Here is a 10,832-nt window from a genome sequence, read left to right as displayed (position 1 = left end):
TAGTGGCACCATGACTTGGCTTTTCAAAAAACTCCTGCTCGCGCTCATCTGGGTATACCGTAATATGATATCCCCCCTCAAGCCTGCTACCTGCCGCTACACCCCAACCTGCTCAGCCTATGCGCTCGGTGCCGTAAACAAGCATGGACCGTTTAAAGGCGGTTGGATGGCGCTAAAGCGCATAGGCCGCTGCCACCCATGGGGTGGGAGTGGGTATGATCCGGTGCCGTAAGAAATGTTAATTCAGAAAAGATCAGTATCCCGCGCAATCAGATGTTGGAATGTTAACACCGCCAGCCTGTTCGTAGACAACCTGCGCGCCCAAATGGCTGGAGTAGATAAGGTAACCAGAACCTATCAGCATAAGAAGAAGCGTGAGCAGGCGCAGTGCCTTCAGGTATACCTTGATCAGGTTGACAGATAAGAGCAATTGTAGGGCGACAGCTGCAGTAAAGAGCCAAGCCATGTTCAATGACGCTGTTTCATGACGCTTAAGCAGGATTGGATCGCAGATTTTGCGTGCCACGATGCCCTCTGCCATGTCGCCGGTATACACGGCGAGCCAGACGGTGGCCCCACCCACAAATAGTAGTAAAGAACCAACCTTTTGCCAGAATTGCTGCTGCTCACCACTTATTACAGCCGCTACCACCTTGGCTACTGTGGCAAAAAGCAACAGTGCTATCGGGAAGTGCAGTGTAAGCGGGTGCCAGAGCTCCGTTCGCCAAGAGGTTGGTTCCATTATGATGGTTATTCCAGTATTGTAACGGCAATAGGGTCCAATCTATTCCCTACTTTCTCTACCTGTACCTCTACCCGGCCACCTTCTTTCAAATGCTCAAAAGGCACTGTCTGACCTTGGTGTGTTAGGGTTGTGTTTTCTGTGAAGTAAAGTTCCAGCGTTTTGTCATCATCTGTCTTCACATAAATTTCTGTTTTTTCAGGCTCTACTTCCTGTATCACCCCTTGGTAGGTACCAGACTCAACTACATCAGTAGTCTGCTCCCCGCAGGAGTAGAAGAGAGGCGCTGCCGCTACAAGGGCAGGCAGGATCAGGTTTTTGATTTTCATAATTTTTTTGTTTTAAGGTTGATCAAATATAGGCTAAAATTAATAAGAGTGAGAAGTTTACGCTTGATTTATAGCTTAAACTGAAGCGTTACATAATAGTTGCGGGCATCCGAAGGTATAATGCCAGGGCCCGGGTAACCTGTGGCGCGGCGCGTGAAGTAGCGGTTGTCGGTGAGGTTGTTAATGCCAGACTCCAGCGTGAAGCGCTTATAGGTATAGCTGCCCGAGAGGTCCATCACCCAGTAGGCAGGTATAATGCCCACCACCGCGGTTGGTTCCAGCACAGAGTTCGGCGCATCGGTATACTGCTCTGCGGTATAGGCATACTGATAAGCCAGCTTAAAGTTGTTGCGCTTGAAGGAAAGCCCTGTTTTGGCGATAACTGCCGGGGCTAGCTCCACCTTTTTACCATCTACATCACTCAGGATGCTGTTATACTTGGTGTGCACGAACGTAACATTAGAGAAGGCAGAGAGACTGGTCGGGTGATCTGCGCCAAAGTATAATTTAAGCAGGTCGGCCTCAACAAAAGTCTCCAGCCCATAGTGATAGGAGTCGCCTACTTGGGTGCGGATACGCTGTAGTGTTCCTAGTGGGGTAAACAGGTTGATGCGATCTTTGTAAGCTAGGAAAAAAAGGCTGGCATCGTAATTCAGAAGACCACTGATGTTACCTCTAGCACCCAGATCGGAGCTGTAACCGCTTTCGTCCTTCAAGTTCTGGTCTACTATTTGGTTCGGGTTGATCACGCGCATATCATTGAAGTTGATCGCTCTGTAGTTCTGAGAGAAGTTGCCGTATACTTCCATCTGCTCGCTTGGCTTGTAACTCACACCTATCCCTAACAACAAAATGTTACGCGTATTGCTGCGCTCTTCCGGCACTTCCTCATCATAGATGATGTTGCCCGCCAAGTCAGGCTTTACATCACGGTAGCTGCCCTCGGCATTGGTATTGATCCACTCGTAACGCACACCCGGGGTGATGCTGAATTTAGAGGTGATGTTGAAGATATTCTCAGCGAACAGGGCGGCGTTTCGGCTCAGGTAATCGTAGCTCGAAGCGTTTGGAGCACCTGTTTCGGAGTAAAACCGGAAATCTGCATCTGAACCTATGGAGCCATCGCCCTGCTGCTGGTCCGTAAAACCACGGTAATAGCGAGCGCCCACCAATAAAGTAGAGAAAGATTTTCCAAGGTCGTAGCGGTGGATCAGGCGTGTTTCGTTTCCGAAGTTGTTGAACTGATCCTGCAGCAACAAGCGCGGCTGCGTGATATCATCAGGGCGGTTGATCTTGCCCATAAAACCCAATGCATCGCGCTGCGCCAGCAGCCCGAAATTACGGACATTGATCTTTGTGCGGTCACTCACGCGGTAGTCCAAGGTCAGGGCCAGTAGGTTCCAGTTTACTTTAAACCAGTTGCGGTCACGCACCGACTGGCGCGCATCTTGGTTGAAGGCTGCGTCTGTCAATCCGCCCGGCTGCTGAGCCAAGTAGTCCATATAGGTATAGTTGAAGCCCAACTCCAGCCTGCTGTTCGGCTTGTAGTGCACAGAGCCGAGGGCGGTATGGGCATCAAAGCCCGAGTTCTTACGCCAGCCGTCGCCGCGCTTGTACTGGTAGAAACCGTAGTAGTGGAACTTGCCTTTGGTGCCACCAACGCTGTTGAAAGTATTCAGGAAACCCCAAGAGCCTACTGTCTGCCGGCTAGTCAGCTCGAAGGGCTTGTCTTCCGGTCCTTCTTTCATCACGAAGTTGATCATACCACCGAACTGAGTGCCATACTGCAGCGATGCCGCACCGCGCACTACTTCAATGCGATCCAGCGCCTCGGTTGGCGGGGTGTAGTAGCTCTCGGGGTAGCCAAGGGCATCGGCCGAGATATCGTAGCCGTTCTGGCGGGTGTTGAAGTTGGAGGTGCGATTCGGGCTCAGGCCGCGTCCGCCGATGCCCAACTGAAGGCCAGCGCCGTCGCTCTCCCAGATGTTGAGGCCCGCCACTTTGGCAAATACCTGACGGCTGTTATTGGTAGCCTTGTTGGCTGTGATGTCATTCAGCACCACAACCTCGCTCTTCTTTCCTTCATAGATGGCGGTCCCCTCCACAGAATTTAGGCGGGTGATACCGAAAGTCTTTTCGCGCTCTCCCTTCACGTTTACCTCCCGCAGTTGTCCTTCTAGCGGCTTTAGCTCAAATCGAACGTTGGCATTGGCGTCGCTGATGTTAACCTGCTGTGTCTGGCTGCCCAGCCCGATGCTGTAGGCGGTCAGGGTATAGGTGCCGGCCGGAAGATTTTTGATGAGGAAGTTTCCCTTAGCGTCGGATTTTGTAATGCTGCCATTGTTCACCAGCAGCACTTCGGCCTCCGGAGCGGCATCTTTAGTATTGGCATTCAGAATAGAACCGGAAATAGTATAGGACTGCGCCAGCGTTAGTTGCAGGCTGCCTAGTAGAAATAAGATAGTGAGCGAAAAGCGCATATTTATTTTATCTGCCCCACAGCTTCTGACTGCTGAGCGTTATATTCAAAAGGTAATATCCAGTGCTTGTGACGGAAGTCATCCGTAGCGGCTGCCAGATTAAATTTCGGATCAATCAGCAGCCGACTGCCCCGGCCGTTCATGGTGACATAGGCCTCGGCACGCACCTCAGGTGCCGCTATACCTTTGGCCTTGAAATCATCGCGCAATATATGGGCAAACTGCAGGAGCATGTCAGGCTGTGTGGCCATCATTTTCTCTTGGTTCACGGTCAGGTAATCAAGGTTATGAATCTCTGTCTCCTGTCCGGTCTGCGGGTCCCGCACATAGAAAAAGGCAGTTCCGGCTTTCTCCATCAACATTACGCGCCACGAAAAGCGGTAGCCCTGCTCGGTCCAGAACAGCTTGTCGGGGTAGAGCATAAAGCGCCACGGCAGCAGCACCTGTACTAGGAAGTGCAGTGCCAGCAGGCTGAGCAGTATACCTTGGGCTGGTCTGAAAACGGGTGCAAATATCGTAGTTTCGGACGGCTTTACCTTAGCTATACCTCGGAAAGTATAGAGTATCTTTTCGTGGAAGCCAGCGGAGAAGAAGATCAGCGTGCTCAGCATCATGATGTAAGGGAACATGCCGATCTGGAACAGTACCGCCGTGAGTACGTGAAACACCACTACCGTGAAATAAGCAAGCGGCCGGCTTTTGCGCCAGCTCAGGAAGAAGGGGATGGTCAGGTCGTAGAAGGCGCCGAACCAGCAGAACAGGAACGCCACCCATGCCTCGTCGAGCAAGGGGCCGATCAGGGGCAGGTGCGTGTGGGCTGGCAGCCAGTAGCGCAGCGGCATCGCCTCGAACAACCAGTCGGCATTCAGCTTTGCCACGCCGGCATAAAAGTAAACGAGCCCCAACTGCAGCTGAAAGATCAGCACGGTCCAGCCCGGCACCTGGCTCACCCACAGCTGTGGCTTGCGCAGCACATCTAGGGAGAAATGGCGGTGTGCCGGCACCAATATCATCAGCAGCGCTACAATGCTGACAAAGTAGTAGTGGTTGAGGTAATTGGTTTTGTCGATGAGCTCCACATAGGTAAAGCTGAGAAAGAAAAGCACAGCCGACCAGCGGTAAAACAGCCCGAGCATGATGCCCAGCGCTGAAAAAGCCATCAGGCCAAACAGGATGTACATACCTGTCTCGCCCAATGGCTTTACCCATTCAAATCCATAAAATGGAAAGTATACCTTGGGTGCCACATACAATTCGTGCACCCATCCTTTAGCGATAAAGCGTACAATACTGCCCAGCATCATCCCGCCGAAGATGATGCGGAAAACTGCCAGCGGAGCGGCAGAAACAGGGGCTGTAAGCCGTGCTTTCAGGATTTGAAGCATACCAAGAAGTTAGTTAGTCGCCGTCGTTGTCGGTGTAGGTAATGGTCACACCCAGTGCGGCAGGCATATCGGTTTTGGTCAGGACGATTAGCTTCTGCAGCTCGTCATATACTTGGGTCACGGCCTGCGGATTGCTGGTGACAGCCTGTGATAGCGGCCCCGGCATAGCCGCCACAGCGGCAAGGGCGGCATCAAACTGCTGGATGATGGCCGTAGACAAATTCTTGTCACCGTACTTGGCGTCCACATGGTCTAGGTAGTCATCCAAGCCCGGGCCGTTGGCTCCCGCAGCGGACTCCCCCATGAAGGTTGCCTTCAGGGCTATAAGGTTACGCTCCAGCAAAGCCAGCGAGGTATTGCTGTAGTAGGCCTCCACTCTGTCTGGAACTGGCGTATTGGCAGAGAACCTGCCCGAAGGAATTCCTACCTTGGCGCGCTTTGTCAGGTCCATCTCGTAGTTAAACTCGTTCACTAGGTTGCCGATGGAGCTACCCACGGCTGTTCCGCCCGTCTCTTTGAAGGTTTTGGCGGTATCGCCCGTCGTCCAAGCGGTATGCGTCACATCTGCCGCCTCCTTAATTAGGTTGGTGATGTCCTGCAGGTACTTTCTGCGGTTGGCGGCGTTGGCAGCAGTCGTGAACTGGTCTACTGTGGCAGCATCGCTTGCTGAGCCATACAGCAAATAGTCCATTGCCGGAAAGCCTTTGGCAGACATGTTGGCGGTGGTCTGCAAGTTATAGTTGCCGCTGCTGATGTTGTTTTCCACTTGGCTAGTGGTGGTAGGGTAGATGTTCAGGTTACTGCGTAGCAACTGTTCATCGGCCGGACCAAATTCGTAGGCGCTTACTTCCTGCCAAGCCAAGTAGGCTTCCTGATACTCTTTTCGGGCATCGGCGAGCGTGGCGGCGGTAGGATCAGTAGTGAATGCCGTAACGGCTGAGGCCATTTCGTCTGTCTCCGTCTTAAATTTCTGATAACCCGGAACGATCAGGTTGTCAGCGTAGTTCGCAAGCATCGCCTGACGATCATACTCAGATGTAGGACCCGAGTCACCGTCGTTGGAGCCACAGCCGGACAGAGCCCCAAGGCAGGCCAGTACGGCGGCGAATGTGTAGTTTTTTAGTGCAGTCATAGTGATTAAGCTGAAAAGCAGCAGCCAAAGCAATGGATTGCCGTGGCTGCTGTTGGTGTTTAAAAGTTATATGCTGTGCGGCAGTTCATACTACAATTGAGACTTGATGCTGTCCATGTTGTAGGCCGTGCTAATGATATCGATGGCAGCGTTTATGTCAGCGGCTGTCGTGTCGTAGAAGTTGGACCCTAGCTGAGCCATGGCTTCTTCGTATTGTGCGTCAGTGATTTTGCGGTCGGACTTAAACTTAAGGCCCACCATAAAGCCCAAGGCTTCTGACAGGTAGTGGCTCTTTTTGGCCTGATCAGCAATGTGCGTTTTGGCCAAGTTCAACTCCAGAATAACAGAAGCAGCGACCAGTTTTTCCCACTCGGTGCGAATGGTGGCAATGGCCTCATCCTTGCCTTTCATATCCTTAGCGGAAATGGCGGCACGTCCTTTCAAAAAGGCATCCATCAGGGCTTTGTTGCTGCCTGTGCTCGGATTGACTTTGTTGCTGTAGTTAGCCCAGAATTTCAGGTTGTTCAGGTTGGTAGGAAAGTCCACGGGAGCGCCGAAGTAACCAAAGGCCTCATCGAAGTGGTGCTCCATCTTTGTGCCATCGCCCGGTGTAATAGTGGTGTTGTCTACGGCAGCGCCTATTTTGGCTTCTGTCAGGTAAACTTCTACCGCTTGGAAATAGAACACAGCGCCCATCAGACCTTTCTGGATGATTTGAGCTGGCTCCACGCCGTTGGCATCTACTAAGTATTTTGTGCCTTCAGAAGTGGTCAACAGACCGGCTTTGCCATTAAGAGCCGGAGTGCCGGCAGAAAGACTGGCCGAGGCGGCTTTATCAAAATAGCTGTCAAACAAAGACTGCGCGGATAAGATTGTCTTGTCTTTGAGCTGCTTGCCTGATGTGTTCAGTCTTGCCTCCGAAAAGGGGGCGTTTACATTGGCGTACATGTCTCTCATCTTCTGGGCATCCAGCAGTGCGCCATTATTGCCGGTTTTGACATAGCTGTCAAGCTCTGACAACATGCTGATGCGGTCAGTTTGGCCGGAGTAATTTACGTTTTCGAAATTATAAGTCTGCGGAACAGTGTAAGACGGGGAGTCTTCTTCGTCTTTGGAGCAGGAAGAGAAAAGGGTGCAAACCGCGAGGCCTGCTAGCATGAACATCTTGGAGTTTAGTTTGCGGTGCATAAAAGCAAGTATGTTTATTTAGACTGATTATAAATATGCTGCAAATCTAATGTAGGCTGCTTTAAGGGACAAGCATTATTTAGAATAATTTTAAATAAGAAATTAAATCTCTTCTAATAAGTTGATTTTCTGTGATATAGTTGTTTTGTTGAAATCCTGAGCTTACCGGCACAAACACATGGCAGATGGGGCCGGGAATTGATGGGGCAGGGAATTCACTTCTAGTATAGTGACCGTCTTTGACTTTGTAGGGACCAGCACTCCCGGGAAGCGCTCATCCGCAAGTGGCACCATACCTTCCCGGTGGCGCACATAAGTATACTCGGTCAAGAATTGGGCTTATACCTATGGATTGGAAACAGACGGGACAATAGGAGTAGCTGCAGGGGAATTGGTGAAAAGCGCTGTATTCAAATTTTGCCCAAACGGGAGCCTCCATATTATGGACTATAAATAAAGAAGCCGTGAACGGGCTAGTATAGCAGCGTCACGTGTTAATGAACAGTTATTACGGAATAGGAGATAGGAATTAAATGCCGGTACTTATTTATTTTATCTGAAATAAACCGAGTATTACTATAAGCTCTGCTAATATTTTGTTAAACTGCAGTCTGTTCGGCAATTTAGCCACAGCCTAGGTTCATAATACATTTATCAGCATAGGCCCATGATCATAAGATTAATAGAGTCAAACGGCTCTGTGAAAGCCACCATTCCGCTTGCTGACATTAAGCATGTCGAAACACGTACGTTAAACTATTTTGGTGAAAGCACTCACAACCTGTACCTGTTCATAGGGGAGAGGGAAAAGGAGTGTTTCATGCTGCTGACCTATTTATGTCCTGTTAACATGGAAAGGGCAGGTCGTAAGCTACAGGATCTTATCAGACAGGCGCCGCTCGTCGGTCTGGCTGCAGAGGAAACTGTATTTGAACTGCACCCGGACGCAGCGCCCGCCGCAGATTTAGCCACCGACGTAAACCGTCGATAACATAAGGCAATAGCGCAGATTGGATCTTTCGAGTAAGGTAAGACTTAAGAAGAAGCTTTCGGGAGATAACGAAGCATCTGCTTTACCATTGTTTCTGCTGTGCTGCCATAGTCTTTCTTATACTTCTGCAGGAGCTCTTCCCGGCTTGGCTTTTGGCCTTTGGCCTGTTTTTCCCACAGCACCGACAGTGAGGCGTAAGGAGGCAGGGCTATACCCACGGCGTTGTAAAAGTTGCTGATGTTGGCAATGATGTGCTGTGCCCCATCAGAGTCGCCCGTGATCACGATGCCGCCCACCTTACCTTCCAGTTTCGATTTTTTCCCTTCCAAGATCTCGTCATGGATTTCATCGAGGCGCTCGATCACCCGCTGTATCTCCGATGACTGATTGTTCCACCAGATGGGGGTGGCGAACACGATGATGTCAGCCGCGAGCACCTGCTTTAGAACATCTGGCCAGTCGTCGCTTTCTCCCATGTCGCTGTAGGTGCCCGCCAGAATGTTGTGGTCGACCAGCTTGACGATGGTGCAGTCAATGTCCTGCTCTTGGAAATAGCCCGCCAGAAACTCTGACAGAACCTCCGTGTTGGACAGGCCTTCTTTTTTGAGTGTGCCGAGTAGTATAATTGCTTTCATACTCTATGTAACTAAGAAATGCGGGTCAGTGTTTTGGTCAATAACTTCGGGCACCAGAAATTCAATTTTCTGCAAATGAACGACCGATTTATAATTTGTTCACTAGCTTAATCAATGTCTGAAAAAGGGTGCTGGGGCTGCTGGCTTGGTTAATGGTGCCCGTGATGAACACGTCTTTGGAAGGTACGTAAAACACTGCCGTACCCGTGGAGCCGCAGTGGCTAATCAGGTCAGGTATGGCTTTGAAGGGCGAGAAGATACGTGGCATATACTGTTTCTGAACACCGATGTCAGGATATCGTGCAGCGGTTGTATCATGACCACTTCCAGTACCCGGCCCAGAAGCTTGAAGTTTGTGTTACCGTAATTAGCTTTGCCTTGCTGCCCCGGCGGGTACTTGGGCTTCATCTGCTTCACCTGCGCGATGGTCTTTTCGAGCGGCCACGCTTCGTCTTCGCTGGCAAGCAAGTGGTCCATTAGTTTGGGTTGCCCCGAGCGCTTGTCGATGAGGTAGCAGGGCAGGCCGGAGTCGAGCCATCAGCAGTCTCTACCCGAAAGGCAGCACTCTGAATGTTTCTTTTGGAATCAGTCTTGGCTACGATCCCCTCAAGTTCTGACTCCGCCAGTTTTTTCATCGCGTTGGAGTGCAGACTAAATTAATCGCTTCAGCTGGATGCTATGTTTCTTTACCCCTTTTGCGGTTTTTACCGAAACCGTAAGTTTGTTCCTGTCCTGCTGGTTGAGCAGCCTGCGGTATTCATGAATGGATGCGCTTTTGTTGTCAATCGCCACAATCACGTCGTTCACGCGAAGTCCCTTTTTGTAGGCATCGCTCCCCTCGTATACATCCATTATCACCACTTGGCCCTGTTCGTCGTGCCGTAACCTGATGCCACTCACTGGGAATATGAACGAAGCAGTGTAAAAGGCATTGGGTTTCAGGTATAGCGTATGCGTTTCGTAGTTTAGGACGTAATCGAACCGGTTGATAATCTCTGCCCCAAGTATTCCCAGATAACCCTTGAAACCGCTCACCCCTTGCTCATCAGAAGCCAGAAATACCGGCATTTGCGGGAAAGTGTGCGACTCGAACTCAAGCTGCTCTATTGCCACGATGTGGTTTACGGTTGAGCTGCTAAGGTTATTGCTGCGACTTGTCATAGACTTCGGGCTTTGTTCCAGTATGCGATGCTCTTTCCTGAAGGGAGTGTTTACGAGCAGCGTAAGCCCGGCGCCGCTGTCGAACAAAACATTGTCTGTAAATTTTTGTGTGTTCTGGAGCGTGATGGTGGCTGGTAGCACTGGTATAGGGATATCGTTCAAGAATTCAAATACATGGGTGGTGTAGTTCTTGAAATCAGGCGCCTGTTCGAAAGGGTAAAGGTTGATGCGACGGTTCGTGATATCTACTTCGGTGATGTGCGTTTGGATGATATCGTTGCCGATAATGCCGTCGTAGTGCATGCCGCCAGCATGACGCAGTCTGGTGAGGTCGTCGAGTACGATGTGTACGCTGTCTATCTGCAGATTTGGCAGGTTGATTTGCTGGTTTAGGGCAATGCGATAGGTCACAGCCCCGCTTGCGCCCTGTACTTCTTCATTGTAGTCAGGCTCTATACCTAACTTTGCGGCCACTTTGCTGTCGAGCAGGGTGGTAGTCGCTCCGGTATCAAAGTAGAATGTTAAGGTGTCCAGCCCGTTTACACTAGCTTTTATCAGAATATACTTATCCTCAATCAGTTCGAATGGGAGGGTGGTTTTTGCCTTTGGCTGATGCTGCGCCTGCGTTTGAGCGATAAAACAGTATGCAAAAACCAAGTAGAAGGCTATGGATTTCATATGAAGCGGATATAGGTATAATGGTATATATTGTTCAAATTAATACTATATGTTCAAAAAATCATGATTGCTTTCGTGCCTATAAGTCTGAATTTCTACCCTGCAGAATTT

At 50.4% G+C, this 10,832-nt stretch carries 14 protein-coding genes; 2 read left to right on the top strand and 12 right to left on the bottom strand.

The window, feature by feature from the left end; genetic code table 11:
• Positions 1-10 precede the first annotated feature (10 nt).
• Entirely contained in the window at positions 11-232 is a 222-nt protein-coding gene (gene yidD, locus Q1A04_RS06870) for a membrane protein insertion efficiency factor YidD (RefSeq protein WP_299702997.1), read from the top strand.
• Between the two features lie 21 nt (positions 233-253).
• Here the strand turns inward: yidD and Q1A04_RS06865 are convergent, their stop codons facing one another.
• The 7 genes from Q1A04_RS06865 to Q1A04_RS06835 all read right to left on the bottom strand — a co-directional run bounded on the left by Q1A04_RS06865 (position 254) and on the right by Q1A04_RS06835 (position 7,586).
• Positions 254-742, bottom strand: a complete 489-nt coding sequence (locus Q1A04_RS06865; RefSeq protein WP_299702994.1) for a DUF2231 domain-containing protein — start codon at positions 740-742, stop codon at positions 254-256.
• An 8-nt stretch (positions 743-750) separates the two neighbouring features.
• Positions 751-1,071, bottom strand: coding sequence for a hypothetical protein (locus Q1A04_RS06860; protein ID WP_299702991.1), 321 nt, complete (start codon positions 1,069-1,071; stop codon positions 751-753).
• 68 nt (positions 1,072-1,139) lie between these two features.
• Positions 1,140-3,551: a TonB-dependent receptor gene (locus Q1A04_RS06855; protein WP_299702988.1), complete on the bottom strand. Its 2,412-nt coding sequence runs from the start codon at positions 3,549-3,551 to the stop codon at positions 1,140-1,142.
• Positions 3,552-3,553: 2 nt separating this feature from the next.
• Complete coding sequence (locus Q1A04_RS06850) at positions 3,554-4,936, bottom strand: HTTM domain-containing protein (protein WP_299702984.1); 1,383 nt, start codon at positions 4,934-4,936, stop codon at positions 3,554-3,556.
• A 13-nt stretch (positions 4,937-4,949) separates the two neighbouring features.
• Positions 4,950-6,068 carry an imelysin family protein gene (locus Q1A04_RS06845; RefSeq protein WP_299702982.1) on the bottom strand — a complete coding sequence of 373 codons (1,119 nt, stop codon included), beginning with the start codon at positions 6,066-6,068 and terminating at the stop codon, positions 4,950-4,952.
• Positions 6,069-6,158: 90 nt separating this feature from the next.
• Entirely contained in the window at positions 6,159-7,256 is a 1,098-nt protein-coding gene (locus Q1A04_RS06840) for a DUF4856 domain-containing protein (protein ID WP_299702980.1), read from the bottom strand.
• Positions 7,257-7,418: 162 nt separating this feature from the next.
• A complete protein-coding gene (locus tag Q1A04_RS06835; protein ID WP_299702978.1) occupies positions 7,419-7,586 on the bottom strand; it encodes a hypothetical protein in 168 nt (55 codons plus the stop codon).
• 337 nt (positions 7,587-7,923) lie between these two features.
• On the opposite strand from Q1A04_RS06835, the gene Q1A04_RS06830 reads away from it, so the two are divergent.
• A complete protein-coding gene (locus tag Q1A04_RS06830; RefSeq protein ID WP_299702976.1) occupies positions 7,924-8,247 on the top strand; it encodes a hypothetical protein in 324 nt (107 codons plus the stop codon).
• Positions 8,248-8,291: 44 nt separating this feature from the next.
• On the opposite strand, the gene Q1A04_RS06825 is transcribed toward Q1A04_RS06830, so the two are convergent.
• The 5 genes from Q1A04_RS06825 to Q1A04_RS06805 form a co-directional block, all read right to left on the bottom strand.
• On the bottom strand, positions 8,292-8,882 hold the full coding sequence (locus Q1A04_RS06825) for an NAD(P)H-dependent oxidoreductase (RefSeq protein WP_299702974.1): 591 nt from the start codon (positions 8,880-8,882) through the stop codon (positions 8,292-8,294).
• 88 nt (positions 8,883-8,970) lie between these two features.
• Positions 8,971-9,150: a hypothetical protein gene (locus tag Q1A04_RS06820; RefSeq protein ID WP_299702972.1), complete on the bottom strand. Its 180-nt coding sequence runs from the start codon at positions 9,148-9,150 to the stop codon at positions 8,971-8,973.
• Positions 9,108-9,359, bottom strand: coding sequence for a serine hydrolase (locus tag Q1A04_RS06815; protein WP_299702970.1), 252 nt, complete (start codon positions 9,357-9,359; stop codon positions 9,108-9,110). Before Q1A04_RS06815 ends, Q1A04_RS06820 begins: the two co-directional genes overlap by 43 nt.
• On the bottom strand, positions 9,359-9,517 hold the full coding sequence (locus tag Q1A04_RS06810; RefSeq protein ID WP_299702968.1) for a hypothetical protein: 159 nt from the start codon (positions 9,515-9,517) through the stop codon (positions 9,359-9,361). Before Q1A04_RS06810 ends, Q1A04_RS06815 begins: the two co-directional genes overlap by 1 nt.
• Before the next feature lie 16 nt (positions 9,518-9,533).
• Positions 9,534-10,721 carry an aspartyl protease family protein gene (locus Q1A04_RS06805; protein ID WP_299702966.1) on the bottom strand — a complete coding sequence of 396 codons (1,188 nt, stop codon included), beginning with the start codon at positions 10,719-10,721 and terminating at the stop codon, positions 9,534-9,536.
• Positions 10,722-10,832 lie beyond the last annotated feature (111 nt).

It is taken from the genome of uncultured Pontibacter sp., from assembly GCF_947499215.1.
Classification (GTDB): domain Bacteria; phylum Bacteroidota; class Bacteroidia; order Cytophagales; family Hymenobacteraceae; genus Pontibacter.
This window is presented reverse-complemented; position numbering and strand designations above follow the sequence as displayed.

Bases quoted from the DNA above. Each gene is read 5' to 3' on its own strand.
- Q1A04_RS06840 (WP_299702980.1), bottom strand. From the start codon at position 7,256: ATGCACCGCAAACTAAACTCCAAGATGTTCATGCTAGCAGGCCTCGCG.
- Q1A04_RS06855 (WP_299702988.1), bottom strand. From the start codon at position 3,551: ATGCGCTTTTCGCTCACTATCTTATTTCTACTAGGCAGCCTGCAACTA.
- Q1A04_RS06860 (WP_299702991.1), bottom strand. From the start codon at position 1,071: ATGAAAATCAAAAACCTGATCCTGCCTGCCCTTGTAGCGGCAGCGCCT.
- Q1A04_RS06825 (WP_299702974.1), bottom strand. From the start codon at position 8,882: ATGAAAGCAATTATACTACTCGGCACACTCAAAAAAGAAGGCCTGTCC.
- Q1A04_RS06820 (WP_299702972.1), bottom strand. From the start codon at position 9,150: ATGCCACGTATCTTCTCGCCCTTCAAAGCCATACCTGACCTGATTAGC.
- Q1A04_RS06845 (WP_299702982.1), bottom strand. From the start codon at position 6,068: ATGACTGCACTAAAAAACTACACATTCGCCGCCGTACTGGCCTGCCTT.
- Q1A04_RS06815 (WP_299702970.1), bottom strand. From the start codon at position 9,359: ATGGACCACTTGCTTGCCAGCGAAGACGAAGCGTGGCCGCTCGAAAAG.
- Q1A04_RS06830 (WP_299702976.1), top strand. From the start codon at position 7,924: ATGATCATAAGATTAATAGAGTCAAACGGCTCTGTGAAAGCCACCATT.
- Q1A04_RS06865 (WP_299702994.1), bottom strand. From the start codon at position 742: ATGGAACCAACCTCTTGGCGAACGGAGCTCTGGCACCCGCTTACACTG.
- Q1A04_RS06850 (WP_299702984.1), bottom strand. From the start codon at position 4,936: ATGCTTCAAATCCTGAAAGCACGGCTTACAGCCCCTGTTTCTGCCGCT.
- Q1A04_RS06805 (WP_299702966.1), bottom strand. From the start codon at position 10,721: ATGAAATCCATAGCCTTCTACTTGGTTTTTGCATACTGTTTTATCGCT.
- yidD (WP_299702997.1), top strand. From the start codon at position 11: ATGACTTGGCTTTTCAAAAAACTCCTGCTCGCGCTCATCTGGGTATAC.
- Q1A04_RS06810 (WP_299702968.1), bottom strand. From the start codon at position 9,517: ATGAAAAAACTGGCGGAGTCAGAACTTGAGGGGATCGTAGCCAAGACT.